Source organism: Paenibacillus sp. FSL R7-0216, from assembly GCF_037969915.1.
Lineage (GTDB): Bacteria > Bacillota > Bacilli > Paenibacillales > Paenibacillaceae > Fontibacillus > Fontibacillus rhizolycopersici.
Map to the genome: position 1 here is coordinate 1,207,899 of NZ_CP150222.1, position 24,584 is coordinate 1,232,482.

General features: G+C 56.4%; 16 protein-coding genes and 1 riboswitch. Of the genes, 14 read left to right on the forward strand and 2 right to left on the reverse strand.

Annotated features, from left to right (window positions below):
- Window positions 1–54: 54 nt before the first annotated feature.
- The 6 genes from MKZ15_RS05100 (at window position 55) to MKZ15_RS05125 (ending at window position 7,722) form a co-directional block, all read left to right on the forward strand.
- Window positions 55–2,124 (forward strand): alpha-galactosidase, encoded by a 2,070-nt coding sequence (locus tag MKZ15_RS05100; protein WP_339820333.1) that lies wholly within the window; start codon window positions 55–57, stop codon window positions 2,122–2,124.
- A gap of 7 nt (window positions 2,125–2,131) precedes the next feature.
- Window positions 2,132–4,240 (forward strand): alpha-galactosidase, encoded by a 2,109-nt coding sequence (locus MKZ15_RS05105; protein WP_339820335.1) that lies wholly within the window; start codon window positions 2,132–2,134, stop codon window positions 4,238–4,240.
- 454 nt (window positions 4,241–4,694) lie between these two features.
- The gene (locus MKZ15_RS05110; RefSeq protein WP_339820337.1) at window positions 4,695–5,483 is read left to right on the forward strand and encodes an ABC-2 family transporter protein; all 789 of its coding nucleotides are present in this window, start codon (window positions 4,695–4,697) and stop codon (window positions 5,481–5,483) included.
- Complete coding sequence (locus MKZ15_RS05115; RefSeq protein WP_193415609.1) at window positions 5,480–6,289, forward strand: ABC-2 family transporter protein; 810 nt, start codon at window positions 5,480–5,482, stop codon at window positions 6,287–6,289. Before MKZ15_RS05110 ends, MKZ15_RS05115 begins: the two co-directional genes overlap by 4 nt.
- A 16-nt stretch (window positions 6,290–6,305) precedes the next feature.
- On the forward strand, window positions 6,306–7,289 hold the full coding sequence (locus tag MKZ15_RS05120) for an ATP-binding cassette domain-containing protein (protein WP_155606365.1): 984 nt from the start codon (window positions 6,306–6,308) through the stop codon (window positions 7,287–7,289).
- A gap of 307 nt (window positions 7,290–7,596) precedes the next feature.
- Window positions 7,597–7,722 (forward strand): hypothetical protein, encoded by a 126-nt coding sequence (locus MKZ15_RS05125; RefSeq protein ID WP_272491392.1) that lies wholly within the window; start codon window positions 7,597–7,599, stop codon window positions 7,720–7,722.
- 62 nt (window positions 7,723–7,784) lie between these two features.
- Here MKZ15_RS05125 and MKZ15_RS05130 read toward each other — a convergent pair whose 3' ends face one another.
- Window positions 7,785–13,244, reverse strand: a complete 5,460-nt coding sequence (locus MKZ15_RS05130; RefSeq protein ID WP_213623520.1) for a S8 family serine peptidase — start codon at window positions 13,242–13,244, stop codon at window positions 7,785–7,787.
- A gap of 499 nt (window positions 13,245–13,743) precedes the next feature.
- Window positions 13,744–13,870, forward strand: a riboswitch (glycine riboswitch).
- 183 nt (window positions 13,871–14,053) lie between these two features.
- Here MKZ15_RS05130 and sdaAB point away from each other — a divergent pair.
- From sdaAB to MKZ15_RS05160, 6 genes are all read left to right on the forward strand, one after another.
- Window positions 14,054–14,725 (forward strand): L-serine ammonia-lyase, iron-sulfur-dependent subunit beta, encoded by a 672-nt coding sequence (gene sdaAB, locus MKZ15_RS05135; RefSeq protein WP_213623519.1) that lies wholly within the window; start codon window positions 14,054–14,056, stop codon window positions 14,723–14,725.
- 16 nt (window positions 14,726–14,741) lie between these two features.
- Window positions 14,742–15,623: an L-serine ammonia-lyase, iron-sulfur-dependent, subunit alpha gene (sdaAA, locus tag MKZ15_RS05140; protein WP_339820345.1), complete on the forward strand. Its 882-nt coding sequence runs from the start codon at window positions 14,742–14,744 to the stop codon at window positions 15,621–15,623.
- A 157-nt stretch (window positions 15,624–15,780) separates the two neighbouring features.
- Window positions 15,781–16,470: a response regulator transcription factor gene (locus tag MKZ15_RS05145; protein ID WP_155606370.1), complete on the forward strand. Its 690-nt coding sequence runs from the start codon at window positions 15,781–15,783 to the stop codon at window positions 16,468–16,470.
- Entirely contained in the window at window positions 16,467–17,591 is a 1,125-nt protein-coding gene (locus tag MKZ15_RS05150) for a HAMP domain-containing sensor histidine kinase (RefSeq protein ID WP_339820348.1), read from the forward strand. Before MKZ15_RS05145 ends, MKZ15_RS05150 begins: the two co-directional genes overlap by 4 nt.
- A gap of 122 nt (window positions 17,592–17,713) precedes the next feature.
- A complete protein-coding gene (locus MKZ15_RS05155) occupies window positions 17,714–18,427 on the forward strand; it encodes an ABC transporter ATP-binding protein (RefSeq protein WP_155606372.1) in 714 nt (237 codons plus the stop codon).
- Window positions 18,414–20,948 carry an FtsX-like permease family protein gene (locus MKZ15_RS05160; protein WP_339820351.1) on the forward strand — a complete coding sequence of 845 codons (2,535 nt, stop codon included), beginning with the start codon at window positions 18,414–18,416 and terminating at the stop codon, window positions 20,946–20,948. The genes MKZ15_RS05155 and MKZ15_RS05160 overlap by 14 nt, the downstream gene beginning before the upstream one ends.
- 94 nt (window positions 20,949–21,042) lie before the next feature.
- Here the strand turns inward: MKZ15_RS05160 and MKZ15_RS05165 are convergent, their stop codons facing one another.
- Entirely contained in the window at window positions 21,043–22,449 is a 1,407-nt protein-coding gene (locus tag MKZ15_RS05165; protein ID WP_339820353.1) for an MFS transporter, read from the reverse strand.
- 139 nt (window positions 22,450–22,588) lie between these two features.
- On the opposite strand from MKZ15_RS05165, the gene MKZ15_RS05170 reads away from it, so the two are divergent.
- Window positions 22,589–22,927, forward strand: a complete 339-nt coding sequence (locus tag MKZ15_RS05170; RefSeq protein ID WP_155606375.1) for a helix-turn-helix domain-containing protein — start codon at window positions 22,589–22,591, stop codon at window positions 22,925–22,927.
- A 213-nt stretch (window positions 22,928–23,140) separates the two neighbouring features.
- Window positions 23,141–24,475 (forward strand): S-layer homology domain-containing protein, encoded by a 1,335-nt coding sequence (locus tag MKZ15_RS05175; RefSeq protein WP_339820356.1) that lies wholly within the window; start codon window positions 23,141–23,143, stop codon window positions 24,473–24,475.
- The last annotated feature ends 109 nt before the right edge of the window (window positions 24,476–24,584 follow it).

Here is a 24,584-nt window from a genome sequence, read left to right on the forward strand (position 1 = left end):
TCTGGAGTTCGATCTTATAATGAGGGCGAATAGGCGGAGAAGGAGTGGAGTTGGATGACCATGGATGGATCGATCTCGGCAAAAGTCCGCTTTGCGGCGGATTCGGATACGCAATTGCGTTTGGAGAACGGGCTCGCCCAATTAACCTTTGATCTGGCAGTAGGCGAATTCGCGTTTAGCTGCCGCGGCGCATGTAGCTGGAGCGGGATCCATAGCGCATTCCGGTGGCAGGGCCGGGAATACCATACCGGTATGTACGAGAGCCATCAGGCGTACGGGGAGCCGAAGGAGCTGAACGATCGTTTCGGCCAAGGTGTTCAGGTTGTGGTTCGGCATGAAAAACCCGGATTGCCGGAGGTAGAACAACATTTTTATCTTTATGAGCAGCAGCCGTTCTTTTTGATCCGGGTCGTTGTGGTCGGCGAGGATGATATGAAGCTGAACCGGATTGCGGTGATGAAGTCCGCTAAGCTGGAGATCGAAAAAGACTCTGGTAACGGGCTATTCGGGGAGGACCAGCTGCATGCCCTTCGCATCCCTTACGACAACGATAAATGGGTACGCTACATCGCCAAGGCGCTGCCTTGGGAGACGGAAAGCTACGAAGCGGCAGCGCTCTTCTATCCGGGGAGCCGACAGGGGTTCGTGACCGGTTCAGTATCCCATGACGTGTGGAAGACCGGCATCCGAATTCGAAGCGAACAACCTGACAAGCTGGACGACTTCGAGCTGTATGCCGGGGCGACAAGCGAGATGACGCGCGATACGCAGCCGCACGGTTATGTTCACGGCCCCCGGGTCGCATCCCCGCTCGTATTCGCCGGGTATTACGACGACTACCGCGAGGGGGTGGAGGCGTACGGCCGAGCCAACGCGGCGGTCGAACCACCGCTGAAATGGGAGGGCGGCGTGCCTTTTGGCTGGAACAGCTGGTCGGCGGCGATGAGCACGTTGGATTACGAGTTGTATGTATCGACGAGTGATTTTTTGAAACGCGAGGTACAGCCTTTGGGGTTTGAGAGCGACGGTGCGCTTTATATCAATTTCGACGCGTTCTGGGACCGGCTGACGGCGGAGGAAATGGCCGATGCGTTGCGCCGGGTGCGGGCAAACGGGCACAAGCCGGGCACGTATTGGACGCCGTTTGCATTCTGGGGCGGACCGGAGCAATTCGGCCGCGAAGTGGAGGGTACGGACGGCAAGTATACCTATGGCGAGATTCTGCTCCGCGACGCGGAGGGGGAGATCGTGGCGGACATCGCCGGCGGTCTGGCGATCGATCCGACACATCCCGGGGCTTTGCGGCGCATTGACTGGTTTACGGAGAAGGTGATCCGCGAAGGCTTCGAATATATCAAGCTGGACTTCATGGCGCATGGGGCGCTGGAAGGGAAGCATGAAGACCCGGCCATCACGACCGGAATTGCCGCATACCGCCACGGCTTATCTTATTTGGCAGCGAAGCTGTCGCCGGAGGCGGCGGGACGGCCGTTCTTCATCAATCTGTCGATCGCGCCGCTCTTTCCGTACGCCTTTGCTCACAGCCGCCGCATTTCCTGCGACGTGTTCGGACAAATCGGCGATACCGAATATTTGCTGAATTCGCTGACCTATGGCTGGTGGATGAACGATTCGCTTTATCGTTTCAACGACCCGGACCACACGGTGCTGTTCAAAAGCTTTAACCAGGAAGCAACGAGCTACCAGGAAGGGCGAAGCCGGTTGACAGCGGCGACCCTCGCCGGAACGTTACTGCTGCTTGGCGACGACTTCCGCAAGGAAGGGGCGGCGGAGCGCGCCAGAGCCTGGCTCGGCAACCGCGCGGTGATGGACGTGGCGCGCATGGGACGAACTTTCCGGCCGTTGGAGTGGGGGTTCGGCGACCGGGCGGCCGATGTGTTCGTGTCGGATGCTCCCGGCGAAGCGCTGTATATCGCGGTGTTTAACTTTGACGGGACGACAGCAGCACGGAAGACCGTATCTCTGTCGCGGGCGGGGCTTGATCCGAACACGCGATATCAGGTGGTCGATTTGTGGGAAGGCACGGAGCAGGAAACCATAGGCGAATTGGTCGTTGACCTGGAGCCGGCGGAAGCCAAAATACTTAAACTCAGCGGACGGTGATCAGAACATGGCTATTTGGGTAGATGAACTAAACCGATTATTCGCCTTACAAACGAATGGCAGCTCCTATGTGTTTGGCTTAAACGAGAAGGGGCGGCTCCAGCATTTGTACTGGGGAGCGCCTATTGATCCGTCGGAGGCGTTGCCGCTGCTCGGGACGCGGGGGCACAGCTCCTTCGACGCGGAAATCGAACGGGAAGCGGAGGAGTACAGCTTCTGGGGCGGCGTCGGGTATGTCGAGCCGTCGCTGAAAGTGACTTGGCCCGACGGGGTGCGTGATTTCTGTCCGCAATATACCGGGTATCTGGTGGATCGGCAGAGCGGGAAAGAAACGCTGACCCTCACGTTTCGGGACGAAGTGTACCCGTTGGAGGTCCGTTTGAGCTACGCGGCGATTTCTGAGCACGACGTGCTGGAACGAACTGTTAGCTTCGTGAATTTAGGCGACGCGCCGGTGCTGCTGGAGACGATCCAGTCGGCGGCCTGGACGATGCCGGTGTTACGGGACTACCGGTTCACGCATGTTACCGGTAAATGGGCAGGCGAATTTCAACTACGTCGTACCTTCCTATCCGAGGGGAAAAAGGTGCTGGAATCGCGGCGCGGCTTTACCGACGGCCATGCCAATCCATGGTTTGCCGTCGAGGATGGGACGGCGACGGAGGAACGAGGCGACGTCTGGTTTGGGGCACTGGCGTGGAGCGGTAACTGGAAGATCGTCGCTGAACAAACCGCGTTTGGTCACGTTCGCGTGACCGGCGGCATCCACGACTTCGACAGCACGTGGCAGCTTGGCCCCGGCGAATCGTTCGAGGCACCTGCATTCATCGGTGGTTACAGCACCGCCGGGTTCGGCGGGATGAGCCGGCAGTTGCACCGCTATCAACACGATGATGTGTTGCCGAGCCGAGAGCCGCGCAAGGTGCTGTACAACTCTTGGGAAGCGACGTATTTCGATGTGAACGCGCAGGACCAAATGGCCCTGGCGGAGCGCGCGGCCAAGCTGGGCGTCGAGTTGTTCGTCGTTGACGACGGCTGGTTCGGGGCGCGTAACCACGACCGCGCCGGACTCGGCGATTGGGTCGTCAACCGGGAGAAGTTCCCGAACGGGCTTGGCGAACTGATCGAACGGGTGCATGAACTTGGCATGGAGTTCGGGATCTGGGTGGAGCCCGAAGCGGTGAATCCGGACAGCGACTTGTACCGGAGCCATCCGGATTGGGTGTATCATTTTCCGACTCGAGGCCGGACGGAGCTGCGCAATCAGCTACTCTTAAACATCTCCAAGCCGGAGGTGAAAAGCTATATCCTGGAGTTCATGACCGACCTGCTTAGTCAGCATCAGATCAAGTTCATCAAATGGGACATGAACCGGACGGTGACCGAGCCGGGGATGAAGGACCATCCGCTGAACCGCCAGAAGGAGATCTGGATTCGCCATGTGCAGAGCCTGTATGAGATCTGGGCCGAGCTGCGCCGCCGCTTTCCGCACGTGGAATTCGAGACCTGTGCCGGCGGGGGCTCGCGGATCGATCTTGGCATCTTCCGTTATGCCGACCAGGCCTGGCCGAGCGATAACACCGATGCGTTTGATCGGCTGAGCATCCAGGAGGGCTTCTCCTATGTGTACGCGCCGAAGATGATGACCTGCTGGGTGACCGAGTCGCCCACCGGGATGAACCGCCGCGTTCTGTCGCTGCCGTACCGGTTCCACAGCGCGATGATGGGGACGCTGGGCATCGGCGCGAACCTGAATCATTGGAGCGATGCGGAGCTCGAAGAGGCGGCCGGATTCGTCCGGCAATACAAAGCGATCCGTCCGCTGGTGCAGTTCGGCGACCAGTATCGGCTGGATTCGCTGGGTCACCTGGGCGTAACCGCGGTCCAGTACGTGGACGAAAGTCGCGGGGAAAGCGTGCTGCTGGCGTTCCTGCATTCGCAACGACTTGGCGATCGTCTGCCGCGTTTGCGCCTGCAAGGGCTCATGCCGGACAAATCCTACGCGATCGAAGGGCTGCCCGGCACCCGAAGCGGCCGGAGCCTGATGCAAATCGGGCTGGAGCTCCCGCTGCGCGGCGACTTCGACAGCCTGCTGTACCGGATCCGCGAAGCGTAGCGTTGTTGTTTACGGATAACCCCAGCCTACTGTGAGGATAGGCTGGGGTTATTTGCGTTGAAATGTGTTCGTTTTATCATATACATAATGCGGACGGCGGCAAAAATGATTCATTCTATTCGATTTTTCATACAGATTCTGTGCCTAAGACCTGATGAGGCGAGAATGTATATGAAATTTCATCTACATTTCGTTGAAATTGCCAGAAACGTTCCATTCTATTCGAATTTTCGCATATATTCGTTGCCTGTTCTTGGCTGGGTGTCATCTTGCATCCAGGATTGTGGTGGGCAAGGAGAGAATGATACCGGCAGGAAAAATTTCCTTGCCACACTCGAATTATTGCGGTATGCTAGTGGCCTTCTTTCTTATATTCGCCTTGACTGAAGTGGACGGGATATCCGTCCGGGAGAGCGATTCTATTCGCTCTAAACATGCTTATCGGAGGTGTCAAATGTTTAACCCTGGGCTTTATTTCACCCTGGCTTCCAAAGCCTACGCCCGCAATGTGCAGTACCGCGGAGCCCACCTGGTGCATAATATCGCAAGCGCCATGTTCGGCTTCATGTACGCGTGCATCTGGATCGGGCTGGGCCGGGACCACTCGCTGGGAACCTACGGAACGCAAGGCATGGTCGCTTACATCGCCTTTACGCAGTCCGCCCTCTGGGTCACCAGCTTCATCACGAACGGCCTTGGTATTCCGCAATCCGTCAGGACCGGGCAAATTGCCCTGGATCTGATGCGGCCCATTCACCTGTTCACCCACATGATGTCCAAGGAATGGGGGCAAATCGCCTACCAGCTCGTGTACAAATCCTTCCCGATTTATCTCCTGTATTTTTTCGTCTTCTCCTTACCGGTTCCGGGCGATGGAATCGCCGTACTGTTCACCGTCGCCGGCTTGCTTGGAGCCTCCTACTTATCCATTTGCATCAATTATCTCATCGGGATCAGCGCTTTATGGACCACCGAGTCGTCCTGGTTGTATTGGGGGCATCACGCGCTGGTCAATTTGCTCGCCGGCTTCTTTATACCGCTGGAATGGCTCCCCGGCTGGCTCGAATCCTTTGCTTGGCTTACGCCGTACCCTTATTTGCTGTATGTACCGACAACGTTATATCTTGGAAACGGTAGCGTCTTCGCGTTATGGGGAACGGTATTTTGGTGCGCCTTGATGACGTTGCTATGCCTCTTGGCTACCCGGCTGATGCGGCGAAAGGTGGAGGTGCAAGGAGGATGAACCCAGCAAAATTACGCTCCTGGCTAAGACTCTACGGGCTGCTCGTTCGCACCACCATCCGCAGCCGAATGCAATACAAATTCAACTTTGTTGTCGGCACCTTGCTGGCTGCGTTGGTTCAAATCTCCGAATTTCTGATGGTCGCGATCGTGTTGGACCGGTTCGGCGCGATCCGAGGGTGGTCGGTGTACGAGATTGGGTACCTGTTCGCGGTGATGACATTATCAAAGACGATCTACCGCACGTTTGCCGACGAAGTGCACCATCTGGAAAAATACCTCGTCGGCGGTGAGCTCGACCAGTTGCTTACCCGGCCGATTCCGGTACTGTTCGCGTTAATGCCGCAGAAGTTCCGGCTGATGCCCGCCGAGCTGCTGCAGGGCGGGTTCATTCTGAGCTGGGCGCTCGGAGCGATGATGCGTAGCGGACAAGTCGGTTGGACCGCTGGGATCGCGACGTTGTTCATCATCCTGACGGGGGCGGTCATCCTGTTCTCGATCGGGCTGGCTACTGCTACGCTGGGCTTCTGGACCACCCGGATCGTCGAGCTGCAGAACATAACGGAAGATGCGGCCCGCACTGCGGCGCAATATCCGCTGACCTTGTATCCGAAATGGATGTCTTCGCTGCTGTTGTTCGCCATTCCGGTCGGATTCGTCAACTACGTGCCGTCGTTGTACCTGTTGCGCGGCGACTTGGGACCGTGGGTGCTCGCGGCAACGGCTGGTATAGCGGCCATCTGCTTATTCGCCAGCCTGCGGTTTTGGCGTTTTGGCATCACGAAGTACCAGAGTACGGGAAGCTAAGGGGAGGGGGACGAAGATGATTGAAGTTCATAACTTAACGAAGGATTTCAAGACGCCTGTCGTACGCGAAGGGAGATTTTCCGGACTCCGCACGTTGTTTTCGCGGGAATATCGGTTGAAGGAGGCGGTGTGCGGGATCAGCTTCCAGGTCGAGCGCGGGGAGTTCGTCGGATATATCGGGCCTAACGGGGCGGGCAAATCGACGACGATTAAAATGCTCACCGGTATTCTGCACCCGACCTCCGGGGAGGTGAGGGTCGGCGGCGTCAACCCGCACCGGGATCGGCGGCAGGCCGTGCGTCAACTAGGCGTGGTTTTCGGGCAGCGCAGCCAGCTGTGGTGGGATTTACCGGTGAAGGATTCCTACGATATTCTCGCGGAGATGTATGGCGTCAGCAGTGCCGAGAAGGCGCAGCGCCTGGACCAATTCGGTGAGTTGCTGGATCTGCACGAGTTCTGGTTAACCCCGGTCCGCAAGCTGTCCCTGGGTCAACGGATGCGGGCTGACATCGCGGCGGCAATGCTGCATGACCCGGAACTGCTGTTCCTGGACGAGCCGACGATCGGCCTGGATGTGCATGCCAAGCGGAATATCCGGCAGTTTTTGCTGAAGCTCAACCGCGATTTCGGCAAAACGATCCTGCTCACGACCCACGACATGGACGACATCGAGCAACTCTGCAACCGCGTGATGGTCATCGATCAAGGCAGGCTGACCTATGACGGCACGATCCCGGCACTGCGGGAACAGATCGGCTTGCCGACGGTGATTCGCGTCAAGTTCCGCGGACCGTTCCGGGTACCGGAGGAGGCGGAGGCGGGGAGACTGCCGTTTCGGGTGACGGGCACCGAGGAAGACACCGTAGTTGTCGAAGCGAACCGGCATGAGATCGGGACGATGGAGATCATCCGGGTGCTTAGCGATTGGGGCGACATCGATGACGTTGACATGGCCGAGCCGGCGTTTGAAGAGGTGATCCGCAGCTTCTCGGCTTCCTAACGCCGGTGTGGTTGTTTTTTGATGTGCGATAGGCTAATAGGTAACTTATCAGATGAAGCGGCGAACAAGGCGGGATGGATGATGCGACAGGTGGACATATCGGAAATGATTCGCTCGGCAAGCCGACGGAAGCAAACGGAGATCATCCGGACTTCGGTTTCTTTAAAACCTGCACGTTCGGAAGTCGAAATGGAGCTGTTGATGCAAAGCGTGAGAAGCCGCTTTTTGAAAAGTCTTTCGGAAGGGTGTATCCAAATCTACAGCGAGCGAGAATGGACCTTACGCTAAAAACCAGGGAGGGACGTCATTGTCTACCGTATGGGAAAGTGAAGGGTTTCGTGAAAAATTGATGGAGGCCAAAGGGCGCCTGCATGAACTGGCTGTTGATCCTGAGCGAGAGAATTGGAAAGAGCAGGTCAATATACCTTCCTAGTTAAAAAAATCAGCCCCAAGCGGCGTAAACCGCTTGGGGCTGATTTGCTTTGAGTCCGAAAGTTACCGGATCACGATTTTGTGAACCACCGTGCTTACGGCGCCGTCGTCATCGGTCACCGTCAAGGTGACGGTGTAACCCCCGGCGGCGGAGAAACGGTGATTGACTTTGGGGCCGAGCTCCGTGCCGCCGTCGCTGAACGACCAGCTATAGCGGACGATATGGCCGTCGGCGTCCGAAGAGGCCGATCCGTCAAAGTCGATCTGCTTATTCTTGGCCGCACGCTCTACGGCATCGATCACGGCTACCGGCGGAACGTTCGGGGTGTTTCCAGGTTCCTCCCCAGGATCTTCCCCGGGATCTTCGCCCGGCGCGCTAACGAACAAGCGGCCCGGTGCCTGGAAGTCGCCGAGGTTCCCTGCCGTGTCCCGAACCGTCACCACGATCAGGCCGCCTTCCAGGACAAGCGATGCGGGCGTCGTATACGTTCCCTCATAATGTCCCGGCGTCGTTTCCGTGAGTGGAATACCGCTGCTCGTGCCGCCGGATAACGACAGCGGCAATTCGATGCGGAACGAAGCCGCAAGTCCCGGGACGCTGTCGAAGGATACCGTCAACGCTTCTCCCGCTGTCAGATGGACGTCCTCTGCCGGCGACAGATTGGCGATCTCCGGCAGCTCGGTATCCACGTAGACGGTCCGGGTGACCGTCGTTTCGTTCCCAGCGAGGTCCGAAGCAGTAACGGTAACCAGATTCTCTCCCGCATTGATCAGCAAGCGGTACGCAAATGCGCCGCCGCCTTCCAGCGGTACCTCTTGTCCGTTCACGGTCAGCTTGCTCAGGAACTCATCGAGCGCCGAACCCGTCACATTCAGCACCTCCGAATTGGTGCGGAAGCCATCTGCCGGCGAAACGACATCCAGATCTGGAACGGTGGTGTCCAGCGTAATCGTGACTGGCAGAGAACGGTCGGTTGTTTTCCCGTTCATGATCACTTCGGCGGACAAGGCGTTGGCTCCATCGTGAAGTTCGATCGGCAGGCTGAATTGTCCGTTCTCGACCGTGGTTTCTCCCGCGAGCTCCGTGCCGTTGTAGACTTTAACGTCGGCATTGTTGGCCGGCGAAGTTCCGGTGACGGTGAAGGTGGATTGATTCGTGTAAGCCCCGTCCGACGGAGACGTAATCATCGGCGCGTTGACCGGATAGCGCACGGTGGCGCGAATCATGTAATTGCCTTCTTCTTCGTCCGTCAAGGCCCATGTTCCGCTGATCCGATTCCAGCTGCGATGGGCGTTCGGGCTGGTTTCGTCGGTGGCTACTCCCGGAGCGCTCGTTCCGGCCAAGGTTTGTATATACACGATATAGAAGTCGCCTTCGACGGTGACCGGCTCCGGCAATTCGAGCACGGTCCATTGGTCGTTGCGCAGCGCGGTGCCGTCATAAGGACCGGCTAATTGCCGCCCCGGTGCCCCGCCCGGTCCCGATGCATCATAAACGGCATATTGGAAGGCAGTTCCGCCAGGAACCGGCCATTCGGTGTTCCAGAATCGGATCGACGCGCCGGTGACTTGCGCCGCGCCGGCGTCCGGCGTCATGCGTACAGCCCACGCATTGTTGGCCGCGTTGAAGGCCCAGGCATTCTCCGCCGTGCCATCATCGTAGGCGATTTCGCCCGGCAAGCCCACGAAAGGCTTGAGGGCTAACGAGCCGTCGGCCGTTCCGTTCGGCGGTACCGTAACGGTTCGCGTATTCCCGTAATAGTCGGCCGCTCTGACCGACAACGTATAGGTCCCTTCCAGCACCTCGAACGAGAAGCTGCCGTCGGCTCCAGTCGTTTGAGGGGCGATCGTCGCGTCTTCAAGCACCATGATTGTAGCGCCAGAAATCGGCTCTCCGGTGCGTTCGTCGGTAATCGTCCCGCCGAGGGTTCCTTTCGGAATCGGCTGCAGATGAAAGTTCACTTTGGCATTTGTCTGATCGGCAACGGTAACATTCGCCGTTTGCGGATAATATCCGTAGGCTTCCGCTTTCAGCGTATAATCTCCGGCGACATGGTTCAAGCTGTACCGTCCGGTGGCGGGATCGGTTTTCACCGAACGTCCGGTTTCCAGCACCGTTACGGTAGCACTGGCCGGCAAGCTGCTAATGCCGATGTCTCCGGCAGGCTTCGCGGACTTCACGAGCTGTTCGTATTCGGTCTTGCTCATACGGGTCAGTTTAAAGGCAGGTCCGGATTTCACCACCTTGTCCGTTTTCGTGCCTGCTTCGCCAAGCACGTTTTTTGTGACCAGAGATTCCGGCGTATTCGCGCTAAGCACCTGAACGTTGTCGATATACCAGCCGGCTTTCACGACGCTGCCGTCCGTCGTTAATCGGAACCGCACATTGACTTGTTCTCCGGCGTAAGCATCGAGATTGTAATAAACCGAGCTCCATTGCTTGCCGTTGGTGCTGTGCGAAAATTTGCCCAGCTCGTTCCACGTGTTCCCGCCGTCGGAGCTGATCTCCACATAGCCGTTATCGTAATTGGTTTCGATTTCGAACCACTGATCAAACAGCAGCGTGGCATTATTGATGGCGCTCAAATCGATCGTCGGAGAGACGAGGGAGGCGCTTGCTCCATTCTCATAGTTGTTGTCGAGGTCGGTCCCCCAGACGTTTGGCGTCGAGACCGCGCTGGCCGGTCCAGGTTCTGCAGGAGTGCCGCGTTCCCATTCGTCCCTCGTCCCGCTGTGCGTCCAACCATTGTCGCTGCTGCCGTCGAAGTTGTCGCTGAATACCGTCGCCGGACGCACGACCGCCAGCTCCAGCTCATTGGACTTGGCGCTTTCATTGTCGCTGTAATCCGTAGCGGTAACCACGTAATAGTAGGTATGATCGGTCTCGGTTGCCGTATCGGTAAATTCCGTTTGCGAGGTAGTTCCGATGGCCGCATAACCGGATCCCGAAGTGGTCGAGCGATAGACGGTGTACAACTTCACGTCTTCATCGACAGACGGTGACCAGGACAATTCGGCGCTTCCGGCAAAGTTGACGGAGCCGGTCAGATCGGTCGGTGCCGCAGGTGCGATGGCGTCAGGTGTTTGCAGGGACAGGTCGTCCAAGTACCAGCCAGCCTTCTGCACGGAGCCGTCGCTGCTCAGTCCGAACTGCAAGTAAATCTGCTGACCGGCATAGTCGCGCAGGTCCAGGTATTGCGTTTTCCAGCCCCCGCTCGTGCCGGTGAATTCCGCCAGCGGTACGAAGGCGTAGTCGGAATCCAAGGAAGCGATGTACACCGTGCCGAAATCGCGCCCTGCTTCCAGGTCATACCAATGTTTAAAAGAAAGCAGCGCCCCACGCGGACTATCCGTTAAATCGATCGGCGGTGTCAGCAGATAAGAATCGGCGCCGGAGGCGTAACTTCCGGTCAAATTGCTGGCATACACCTTGTCGCCGGAATAGGCACTGCCCGGTCCGCTAACCGGCGTTCCCCAGGCCCAGGTGTTCCCGGTACCGCCAGACTGGAACCCGGTGGTCTCCGTCTCGAAATCCTGGAGATACCCGGGCGCGATGCCGGCCGACACCGTGACGGCGTACGGCTTGCTGTCAAACCCGTTGTTGCCGAAGTCGTTCACCCGAATGTAATATTCGAGTCCAGCCGTCCCGATTAGGAAGGCGGGTACGGTGGCTTCATATACACCGTCCTTCTCGTTTCCGGAAACCCGTTTGGCCGGAAGGTATAAATAATGGCTGGTTCCTGCTTCCTTGGCGTAAAACTCGACCGATGTGACGGCGACATCGTCGCTGACGCGTGCGGAAAGCGTCGCGTCGAAGCCTTCATATACTAAAGTAGGCGGCGCATGTTCCAAGGTTGGCTCGTCCAGGTCCTCTCCGGAGGTGACTACGCGCCCGGAGACGGTTCCGACCCCTTGCAGGACGGAGCCGACGGCGTCCAGCGCATTGACGATCCCGCTCCCGTACCCATTGTTGGGCGAGGTGGGATATTCGCTATCCGTCCGAGGCGTGGCCGTGCTGGTCAGGATATCCTCCAGTTGGTCTACCGTGAGGGAGTGGTTCGCCTGCAGCAGCAGCGCGGCGATCGCCGTCGTATGCGGACCTGCCATCGAGGTGCCGTCCCAGCCGCCCTCATAGACTCCGCCTGGAACGGAGGAGCGGATGTTCACGCCCGGTGCGGAAACCTCCGGTTTAACTTCATCGTAAGGCGAGGGGCCCCGCAACGAGAAGTCGGCCAAATTCCCGCTAATGTCCGTGGCGCCGGTGGCGAATGCCTCGGGATAGTTGGCCGGTGCGGCTACGGAACCGGGGCCGCCCGGGTTGAATTCATCAACGTTGCCCGCCGAAAACTCGGGGAAAATCTGCGCGCTTCGCCAAGCCTGCACGATCGGGCGGAACCATTCGTCGATGCCAGGTCCGCCGCCCCAGGAGTTGTTGACGACATCGGGAGCGAGCTCCGGATGGAGATTTCCTTCGGCATCCACCGGGGCCAGCAGCCACTGGCCGCCATCGAGGATGATCGCGTCCGTGGTGGAGGGGTTAAAGATGCGGACCGCGATCCATTTGGCTCCCGGCGCGACCCCAATCTGATTCGAGCCGTCCGGCTCCGAACCGACCATCGTTCCCATGGTGTGCGTGCCGTGGCCGTGGCCATCCGTCGGCAGTGAAGCATGGCTATGCGGATCATACCAGCTAAGCTCGGGGTCGACGATATTGCCCGAGGCATCAAATCCACGCCATTTGCTTCTCAAGGCCGGGTGGTTCAGCTCGACGCCGGTATCGAGGTTGGCGACGACGATGCCTGTCCCGTCGATGCCCATGTTCCAAACCTCGGGGGCATTGACTTGAGCGATATTCCATTCGACGCTGCTAGGCGTGACGGTGGAGGGGTCCTTGCTTGCACCGTCCAGCGGTGACGACTTACCGTCAGCCGGTTTTACGGATGGTGCCTCTACGGCAGGTTGCATTGCCGATTCTTTATGGATTTCGACCTTTTGCAAGTGACGCTCTTCATTCGGAAGGATCTTCTCCACTTCAGGAAAAAGGGCGATTTGCTCCAGTACCTCTTTTGTACTTGTCACCGCCATGGCATTTACGATAAAGTAGCTTTGGTAGTCTTTTACGTCTCCGGATTGCTGGGCTTTCTGCAAGTAATCCTCCAATGCGAATTGGCTGCGGGAGGCGGTTTCGCGAAGCGCGCTGACGACGGAGGTTCGAGCGGAAAGCTTCGCGGCGGAAGGTGTGGCTTTCTCCAGCGTGGCTTTCTGGAGAGCCAGTTTGGCGACCGAGGCCGTATCGGTTTGTTCTTTGAGTTTGACAAGGTAGGTGACGAAGTCGTCCTGCTTAAACTGAGTCTGCAATTTGGCGTCGATTTTGGCTTCAGCCACGTGAGGCGCGGTCGATTTCAGGCTGGTTTTTCCCGAAACTCCACTGCTGTCGGCAGAGGCTGCGGGAACGAGGGTCAACGCTAGAAGGATCGACATGCCAAGCGAGAAAGATGTGCGAAATCTCTTGAGACTTATCAACTTCTTCACTCCCTTTATGAGGTTTTAAGTGCAGCAGACATCCTTTGGCGGCCGCCCGGAGCAACGTTCAGCAAGGTCCGGACACGTTATGCCTGAAAACGGATCAAGCAAGAGCAAACGTCCCTTTGTTCATCACCTCCTTCATCAAAGTGGTTGATGCAAATGCGGGTACACCATGGTGGATGAGAAGTTGTAGTTGAAGCCGGATGCGGAGTGAGAGGCGTAACGGAAATCCAAGTGATCCTGATGTGAAGGAAAGTTGACGCGGAGTGCACCTTATTTTCAACAATTCATAAAATAAGGTAAAATCTGGAGTTGTTGGGGATAGTATATATCTGTAAAATTAAGGATACAAGTGGTTGCATATGAAAAATAACCATATTTTCACATAAAAATAGGAAAATATGACTAAAATAGATTGACGAAATACGCAACGTTATGTGAGTTATCTTGACATCTTGCTAACTTCGTTTTACATTAATACAATTCATACAGGCGAATGAGGATGATGGGAGAGTCCGCTGGGCGTACCGCTAGGGTAAGCCGAGGAGCGGCACCGAAGGAGCAAAGGGCCGGTCCTGCAATCGGCAACCGAATCTCTCAGGTACAAGGACCATGATCGGACGCCACTCTGGAGAGAGCGATCAGCCACCCAAGAGGTACATGGATCCCGGGCCAATGGTTCTCCGGGAACATTAAACTTTCAGGTAACGGGGACAGAGCAGAAGGGCAGCGGCCTTTTTGTTCTGTCTCTTTTTCGTGATAGGCGGCTTGGTCATCTTGAATGTAAACAAGGGAGAGATTAATCCATGCGATTCAAAAACGTGTTCTCCATTATCGGTCCCGCGATGATCGGGCCCTCCAGCTCACATACGGCCGGGGCGGTGAGGATTGGACGATTTGCCCGTCAGCTGTTTGGAAGCGTGCCGGCGGAAGCGGCGATTTGCTTCTACGGCTCTTTTGCCGAAACGTACAGCGGACACGGTACCGATTTGGCCGTTGTTGGCGGCATCCTCGATTACCGCACGGACGACGAGCGAATTCGTCATTCGCTGCAGGACGCCGAAGAGCAAGGGGTCGAGGTGTCCTTTACCACAGGAGTACAGCCGGGAGCTCATCCGAATACGGTAAAAATAAAACTAACCGGCCAAGACGGCCGGCATACGGAGGTGACGGGCGCTTCCATCGGGGGTGGGACGATCGTCATCCGCAGCATCGACGGTTTTGAGGTGAAGAGCTCGGGCGAGCTGCCGACCCTGGTCGTATCCCATGCCGATCGCCAAGGAGTTCTGGCGGGCATTACCGCCTTGTTCAGCCGGGAGTACGTGAATATCGGCTACATCATTACCGATCGGAAAGGACGCACCGGCGAAGCATTGACCGTGGTGGAAGCCGACTCGCCGATCCCATCGGAACTGATGAAGGCGATTGAGTCGCTGGAGCATGTCAACCAGGTTGCTTATATCGATCTAACGAGATAAGAAAGGAGTGGGCAGGATGCGTTTTAGAAATTTGCGGGAACTGGTGGGGTTGTGCGAGCGGGAATCCCAAACGATATCCGGCATCATGATCCAGGATCAGGCGGCGGAGAGCGGGCAATCGGAGGCCGAGATCCTGGCCGCCATGGGCGAATACTATCAAATCATGAAATCGGCGGTAAGCAAGGGGCTGACGGAGGACATCGTCTCCACAAGCGGTCTGACGGGCGGCGATGCCAAACGAGTCGAGACCTATCGAAGCCGTGGTGAGGCCTCCGTCGGCGACATCGCTTGCCAGGCCATGGCCTATGCGCTGGCGGTGTCGGAGGTTAACGCCTCGATGGGGCGAATCGTCGCTACGCCGACGGCGGGCTCCTGCGGCATCATCCCGGGCGTGTTCGTCAGCGCCCAGGAGCGCTTCGGCTGGGAAGATGAGCACCTCGTGCGCGGGTTGTTCAGCGCCGGGGCCATCGGCTACGTGATCGCCAACAACTCGTTTATTTCCGGCGCGGAAGGCGGCTGCCAAGCCGAAATTGGTTCGGCGATCGGAATGGCAGCCGGGGCGATGGTCGAGTTGCGCGGCGGGACGCCGGAGCAGGCGGTGCACGCCGTCGGCCTCGCGCTCAAGAACACGCTGGGCTTGATCTGCGATCCCGTCGGCGGCTTGGTGGAGATTCCCTGCATCGTACGCAACGGCTTCGGCGCGGTAAACGCACTGGCAGCCGCCGATATGGCGTTGGCCGGCGTACGCAGCGCAATCCCATCGGACGAAGTCATCGACGTGATGCTGGAGGTCGGGTCGGCGATGCCCAGCCGCCACCGCGAAACCGCGCAAGGCGGGCTGGCACAAACGCCAACCGGTCGCAAAATTATGAAGGAGCTGCGGAGTCGTAAGAAGTAAAATGTCACCTGTCTTTCTAAATCCAAGCGCCGCGGCCTGCAAATCGGGTTGCGGCGCTTTCTGTTGGATCTATGTCATAGTTAAACGATTTACCCGAGGTTACGTTCATGTATAATTTGCTTGTAGGAATGACCGGAAGGAAAGGAAGTACGGAATCATGACGAGCATTCTGATTGTTGAAGATGATGTGGGCTTAAACAAAGGGATCGCATTGACATTGGCGAGGGACGGAGTCGCCGTGGAGCAGGCCTATGATCTGGCGGGGGCGGAAGAAAGGTTTGCGGCCGGCGGGATCGATCTGGTGCTGCTCGACGTCAGGCTGCCGGACGGAAGCGGCCTGGACTTTTGCGCCAAGCTTAGGGAAGCTTCTCGGGTGCCAGTCATCTTCCTGACCGCGAACGATATGGAGTCCGATATCGTGATGGGCTTCGAGATGGGAGGGGATGACTACATCACGAAACCGTTCAGCCTAATGGTGCTGCGGTCTCGGGTGATGGCTGTGCTTCGGCGCTGCGACCCCAGCCGCGAGGATAAAGTGAACATCGGTTCTCTCGCGTTTGACTTTGGAAAAATGGATTACCGCAAGGAAGGCGCGGCCATCTCGCTTAGTGTGACGGAACAAAAGCTGCTGAAAGCGCTCGTGAACCACCGGGGACAAGTCCTGCCCCGGGAGCAGTTGATTTATCTCGTATGGGGGCAAGATTCCGAATTTGTGGATGAAAATGCGCTGACCGTCACGATCAAGCGATTGCGGACTAAAATCGAGGAGGATCCCGCTGCGCCCCAATATATCAAGACGGTTTACGGCTTGGGATACCTTTGGGCCGATGCGGGGGTGCAGACATGACAACCGATGGAGCGACTAACGGAGAGCACGGACTTGCCAAGTTCGCAGCACGTCACATTCCTCCGCGGACGGATGGACTGACCGGTTCACCGCGCTGGAATGGGTTGGCCTTCGATTGGGTTTACGTAGCCTACGGTGCGCTGTTTGTCCTGTTCGTGCTGGGCTATCCGCTGGCTTCCTGGGTATGGGCGGGGGAAGTGTTTACCCCGCCGATTTGGATCCCCATCGTTTTCGCGGCGGCGTTGCTCCTCATAGCCGGTTCATTCGCCTGGACGTTGCGGGCCAGGTCCGCAAACGCCATCCGTGCAGCATATGAGATCGTGGATACCGCGATCGCGGGTCAACAGCGGCTCACCGGTTATGAAGAGACGGAGCTTTCCGCGCTCGAGAACAAGGTGATCCGTTATGTCGAGCTGGCCCGGGCGCGCGAAGAGGAGGTCGAAGCGGAGCGGGGCCAACTTCAGACGCTTCTCTCCGATATTTCACATCAAACGAAAACGCCGCTATCCGGCATTATGCTATACGGGGAACTGCTGGAAGAAGTCCCGGATTTGGGTGAAGAGGCCCGCCAGTATGCGGCTCAGATCAAGGCGCAGGCCGCCAAGCTGGATTGGCTGATCGGGTCCTTGGTCAAAATGTCCCGGCTCGAGGCGGGGGTGATCGCTCTGCAAACAATCATATCGCCGCTGATTCCAACGATTACGCAAGCGGTCTCTCAGGTTTACGCAACCGCTGAGCGCAAAGGGATCCCAATCGCAATTAACTGTGACCCGGTTATCTCGGCACGGCACGATCCGAAATGGACGGGCGAAGCGTTGTTTAACCTGCTGGAAAATGCAGTCAAATACAGCGCCGCTGGGAGCGGCCTGAATATTTCGGCGCTGGCGGGCGAAATGTTCGTTCGCATCGATGTTGCTGATCAGGGCATGGGGATCGCGGAGGAAGAATGGAACGATATCTTCAAGCGTTTCTATCGTAGCAAGCAAGCGGCCCAGCAGGAAGGCGTCGGAATCGGCCTGTATCTGGCCCGGGAGATTATCACGGCGCAGGGCGGGTACCTTAAGGTGTCGTCCAAGCTAGGCGAGGGTTCGGTATTCTCTTTATTTTTACCTAGCCTATAAGTGAAAGTGATGGATTATGTCGATCTTGTTATTTTTCGGACATCCGAACGAAAGATTCGTTTGCTACAGTAAGTCCTGTACGAATAAGGTACAGGATTTTTTGTTGGGAGGTAGAAACCGGTATGCCGATCCTGCAAGTTGAAGAGTTAAAGAAAACGTATGGCCTAGGGTCTAACGCCGTCCAGGCGCTGAATGGGATCACGCTAAGCGTGGATAAAGGCGAATTCGTTGCGATCGTTGGCACAAGCGGCAGCGGAAAAAGCACGCTGCTCCACCTGCTGGGCGGGTTGGACCGTCCCACCGAAGGCAAGGTGCATGTGGACGGAAACGATATTTATGCCATGAATGACGAGAAGATGACGATTTTTCGGCGACGTTCAGTCGGCTTTGTATTTCAAAGCTACAATCTGATTCCCATCTTGAATGTATACGAAAATATCGTGTTGCCCATCGAGTTGGACGGGGCTCGCGTAGATCGGGAGCATGTGGAGCAGGTGATCGGTGCGCTTGGGCTGTCCGATAAGATGTACCATTTGCCAGCGAATCTGTCTGGCGGACAGCAGCAACGGGTGGCGATTGCCCGGGCGCTGGCCACCAAGCCTTCCATTGTTTTGGCGGACGAGCCGACCGGCAACCTGGACAGTAAAACAAGCCAGGAAGTGATGGTTCTGCTGAAGCAGATGAGCGAACGATTCCACCAGACGATCGTGATGATTACGCACAATGAAGAGATCGCGCTCACCGCGGATCGAATCGTGCGGATCGAGGACGGCCAAATCGTCAGCCGCTCCAACCGTGCCGGAAGAGGGGCGGGGGCGTCGAATGACCACGAATAAACGAACAGGAATCACAACCATCGTCAACCGAAGCTTGAAGGCAAATCTGCCGCGTAACGCAATGATCGTCAGTGCCATCATCCTGACGACGCTGCTGCTCACTTCGGTGTTTACGATGGCGTTCAGTATCAACGAATCGATGCAGTTGACCAAAATGAAGACGGCCGGCGGCGACTATCACGGCAGCTTTAAATACTTGACTCCCGCAGAGGCGGAGAAGATCCGGCAGCACCCGTCGATCAAAGAGTATGGCCAATCCGTACTGGTTGGCCGTGCGACGAGCGACGTATTTCGCGGTACGGCGCTGGAAATCGATCAAATCGACGAGAACGAGGCGAAGCACAGCTTCATCCGATTCGAGAAAGGCAGTTTGCCAACGGAAGAGAAAGGGATCGCAACGAGTACCTGGGTGCTGGATTTGCTCGGAGTGCCTCATGAAGTGGGAGCCAAGGTGCGGCTGGAACTCGATATAGACGGGCAAGCGGTTACGGAGGAGTTTGTGGTGTCGGGGGTTTTTCCGGCGGACCGGAATTTATCGATGGCGGGGATGGCATTCGTCTCGGAGGCTTTCGTCCAACAGCATCTATCCCGGATCGATCCGATGCAGACCCGGAAAACGGGCAGTTACGTCAATACGATTCGGCTGGACGTGATGTTCGATCATTCCTTCGGCATTGAGAAGAAGCTGCAAAAGGTGCTGTCAGATACCGGAGTGGATGCCCCGTACGGGGTAAATTGGGCGTATAGCAGCGTTGGCCTAGAGGAAGATCCGGCCAATGTCATTCCGTTTCTTGTGCTCATTCTGATCATTATGATCAGCGGATATCTGTTAATTTACAATATTTTTCATATCTCCGTGGTACGGGATATCAAGTTTTATGGTCTCTTAAAGACGATCGGAACAACACCACGTCAATTGAAACGCGTCGTTTCCATGCAAGCGAATCGTCTTTATCTGGTGGGCCTTCCCATTGGTTTGGCGTTGGGGTACGGAATCGGTGTAGGTCTGATGCCGCTGATGAGCGGATTCTCCAGCGAAGTGGCGGAGGAGACGGTGAGCTCTGGCAACCCTTTGATCTTTATCGGGGCGGCGCTCTTTGCCTATCTGACGGTACGGATCGCTGCCAGCAAACCGGGTCGCACCGCGTCGCGAATTTCCCCGGTCGAAGCGGTGAAATTTTCCGGTATCGCCGGGAACGAGAACCGGAGTCTTGGCCGAAAGCTGAAACGTTCGTCGTATGGGGCCAAGCTCTCACGTATGGCCTTCGCCAATTTGTTCCGATCCAAAAGGAAACTGCTGCTCATGCTGGCCTCTTTGTCATTAAGCATCATCTTGTTCAGTGTCATCTTCACCGTTATTTCTTCGTTCAGCGTCAATAAATATTTGAACAGTTTTATTACGGGGGATTTCGTAATCAAGGAAGACGTCGGCGGGCGAGGAGATGTTCCTGCTCCGGATGACGCCGCGTTAACGGAGGAGTTCTCGCGGAAGTTAAAGCAAATCGACGGGGTCGCTAGCATGGACAAAGTATATTTCCGCAAGGCTTCGTTTCCACTGAACGAGAAGATTCAGCGAGTGATTGAGCCTCTATCAACGACGGAAGCCCCCGAGGAGTCCCCGATTGCCTGGATTAAGGAAAATAAAGCTGTCGATCTGCAGTTCCATGGACTCGATCCGGGGTGGTACGAGGTGATCGATCCGAAGGATATCGTCGCCGGGACGTTTGACCGGAACAAGTTCGACACCGGTGATTATGTGCTTGTAACGGAAGCATTGTTGGGGTCCGATCAATATGCTCGTTATTATCAGCCAGGCGAATCCATCCGGTTCGACGGGATGAACAAGAGTTACAAGGTGATGGCGGTGTTAGGTTCGGATGCGCTTTATGCGGCGGGAACCCAATACTACACCGTTGGAGGTTTTAAGGTGTTTTGGCCGGCGGATGAGTTCGTAAAGTCAGTGAAAGACCCGATTCTATTGTCTGTGACCCTTCACGTCGATCCGGCTAAACTTGGTGAAGTCGAATCGGCGGTGAAATCCTTTACGGCATCCCATCCCAGCCTAGTCGTCAAATCACGGGAGGATTATAAGAAGGAGATGCAAGGGTTTATTCGGATTTTTCAAATGATCGGCTACAGCTTGAGCTTAGTGATTGGCCTGATCGGAATCCTCAATTACATCAATACGGTGATCACAGGCATGTGGTCAAGACGAGGCGAATTCGCTATTTTAGAGAGCATTGGCATGACCCGGAGACAATTAAGAGCGATGCTTGTGTTGGAAGGCCTCTACAGCGTATTGCTTACCAGCTTGATCGTGGGAACGGCAGGGATGGGCTTGACGTACCTGGTTGCCAAAGGGATTGCGGACGGTATGGCGTTTACGGATTTCCGGATGAGTCCTTTACCGATCGCAAGCCTGATTACACTGCTCATCTTGATGGCATTGATCGTGACACTAGCTTCTTACCGCAGGTTGTCGCATGCCACGATTGTGGCTAGATTACGGGAAGCCGAATAAATCCCCGGATGGCCGGGAATAGCAAGACCCCTGGGGTGGGTCGGACGCCATACGTTCCGAACGTGCTCCAGGGGTTTCGCTATGCTCAACCGGGTTACAGTTCAACAGAGGGACCTTGCCGCGGGCTTCCTTGTAAAGCAACGCTACGCAAATAGACGAATGACGAACCGAGAGCGAGCAACGCCATCACCATCAGACCCCAGAAAATGTTGGAGTAAGCGGCGGATAACGATAGACCGTGCTGCCATTCCATAGCGCTGGAGGCCATAGCGACGCTAAAGGCCCCGCTGAAAAACTGCAGCAACTGGAAGAGCCCCATCCCTGAACCCACCTGGGATGCCGGCAGAATACGGGAAATTTCGTTCGATACGCTGCTCGAGAGCATTGTAAAACCTAAGCTAATCAGCATATAGATGAATAGGATGGCTAGCCAGGATTGCCCGCTGAACAAGGCGAATAGGACCATGGAGCTCAGCACGAGCAGCGGAACATACCGCAAGATCGCGCCGTTGCCGTGACGGTCGATGACAGAGCCGACTTTGCGAGAAGCTACCATCGCCAAGATCGAGCCCGGGAAGATGATTAGCCCGGCATGGCTAGCGGTTAATCCGAAGCGGTGCACCAAGATTTGCGGCAGTAGGAACAATGTGGCGAAGCTGCACAAATACGAAGCGATGCCGACGATCGACAAAGCCAGGTACGACCCGTTGCGAAACAACGCAGGCGAGACGAACGGATCGGAAGCGGTGCGAATCCGCCAGACGAACAGGGCCAGCGCAGCAACGCCAAACGCCAGCGCCATCCAGGAATGCTCCGTCAAAAATAGCAGCAACCCGGTCGTGCCGACGGCTACGAATATCGCGCCGAGGGTGTCGAATGCGCCGCGAACCGGTTGTTCTCTTGGAATGTGCCGTAGAAAGAGCGGCACCAGCAACAAGGTTAACGCCGTGACGACAAACAAGTATCTCCAGCCGAAGTATTCGACAATCGCGCCGCCGGCGACAGGGCCAAGGCCAAGACCTAACGATACGGCCGACATGATCAAAGCCATCGCTTTGCCGCGCCGCTCGATGGGCACGTAACGGGATAAGGTAACCAAGGATAGAGAGACAACCGCTCCAGCTCCAGAGGCCTGAACGACACGGACCGCAAGAAGAACCCAGAAGCTCGGGCTAAACAACCCGGCTATGGCGGCGATTCCCAGTGTCGTAAGTCCAATCGCCAGCAAGCGCCGAATCGGCAGGAAATCGGAAAGCCGGCTGAACGTGATGGAAGAGATGGCGAACATGATCGAGTAGCCGGTGACGATCAGGGATGTGACGGCAGCCGACAAGCGGAAGTCTTCGGTGACGTCCGGCAACGCCAGGTTAAACATCGCCGTATTCATGATAACTAACACGACGGCAATGGAGAGCAACGCCGTTAACAATCCCTCTCTAATCGCGGAAGGCGGATTCGCCGGCGTCACGGGATGGATGGTTTCGGTGGAGGCGGTACGCATGGTATTGATTTCACCCACTCTTTCTTTGTTTTAATGTTCGAATATTATCGAACAATTGAAATATAGCATGCCATGGCTTATGATGCAATTAGGGAAATATAAATTCACCACGAATTTCTAATATAAAGGAGTTTTCCTAATGAAAGTTCTATATCATCCTGACCGGGACGACATTCAGTTGTCTTCTGTGCTGTACGCTTTGAGTGATCCCATTCGGCTCAGTGTCGTGGCTGAAATGCGCCGCAGCGGCGAACGGCCGTGCAACTATTTCGAGGTTCCGATCGCCAAATCGACGTTGTCGCATCATGTCCGGGCGCTGCGGGAAGCCGGTGTCGTGTTTACCCGCATCCAAGGCACGCAGCGGTTTATGTCGGTGCGGGAGGAAGATTTGGAATACCGCTTTCCGGGTTTGCTTGATTCGATCCTCCAGGCTTACGAGAAATCCGGCGAGAAGGATAAAAGCACCATATCCGAGTAATGAGGATCTAAGGTTTACCCAGGCCCGGAGCCCTGCTCCGGGCCTTATTGCCGGTTCGTTTGGCGCAGGCGAAGCCGCGCGGCCATGCCGAAATTCCGGCTGTCGTTCGGCCTATTCACATCCGGCCTGAATTATGGTTTTCTGAGTAGTGGCAGCGTATTTGCGTGTGCAGTACATAACGCATCATGTGTCAAGACTTGGGAGGCTGTAGTAATGATCAGAAAGATTTGGAAGCGCATCTTCAAACGGAGACGGCGTCAAGGGGCGGCGTTTTGCTTGCTGACTGTCTTGTTATTCGGCTTAGCCGGGGGATACGGGCCGGCGGATGTACTCATAGGTCCGTCCACAGCGGGGGCAGCTGCTGTAACCGGAGATCCCGCTGGTTTTAAAGATATTCGCGGACATTGGGCGCAGAAGGAAATCGAGTCAATGGTTACACAGGGAATTCTGAACGGTTACCCGGACGGGACCTTCCGACCTAACGAACCGGTGCAGGTGGATCAGTTCATCAAGATGTTGATCTTGTCCTACAGCGAGCAGCATCCGAACCTGGAACGCACTTGGCGGGCGTCTTTCCTCGAATCCCTGAGCGAAGAGAATCGAACGATCCTGAAGCAGGATTATCGTTACTACGACTTCAAACCGGCGATGACGGGCTATTGGGCCAAGCCGTATATCGATGTGGCGAGCGATTTGAATTTTTTGAACAAGAGCCGTTACAACGATTTCCAAACCGGGATGACCCGGGAAAATGTGGCGGAAGTGATCTATTACACGCTGCAGGAAACCGAATTTTTGGAGGATGAACAGTTTGGCAGGACGGTGGCTACGTCCTATGGGGATTTGACCAGCGCAAGCGACCGCCAGCAGAAGTTTATCGCCGAATCGTTGATCAAGGGGATCATGCAGGGATACCCGGACGGAAATTTCGGTGTCGGACGAACTGTATCGCGGGCCGAGGCGCTGGTCTTGCTTAACCGTTTGACCGACAAAACCAAGCGAATCCCGATTCAACCGGAGGAAGGAAAGCTGCAACGGCTCGTCCCAACCGCCAGTGGGGGGCAAAGAATCGTCGCTTTCCCCGACAAACGGATGTGGGATGCCTATGATACCTTACGGAAGGCCGGTCAGCTGCGCGGTACCAACTACGATTTGTTTGATACAACGCTGCGCCTGTTCAAGGACGAGAAGGAGAAGGCGGCAGTGCAGCAGGCGACGGCGGCAGGAGGGGGCGGCTCCTCCAGCGGGACGGCGGCGGAGGAAGCGGCGATTTGGCTCGATCCGACGTACAACACCTATGGCATCACCGTTCGGCTTCGGGAAGGAACCTTAGCTCGTAACACGGAATCGATCGAGTTGTTTGCCAATCAACTGTTTTCCTACGACGCTATCGCGTTTCGCCGCTGGTTTGACGCGATTTGCGCTGAAGTAGAAGCCGGCAGACCGCTGGCCGACAAGCAGGCAACGGTCGGGGATTTCTCGGTGAGCGTGCTGGTCGATAACAACGCCAAGACCGTCGTGTTCTCGATTGCGGCCAAATCACAGTAATCTGTCGCTGCCCTACATTCACGACCGCAAAGGGCCTGGCCAAGGAGAGGTTTCTCCTTTGCTGGGCCTTTTTGCGGTTCGCTTTTCCAGTAGCCGGAAGGTAGAATGG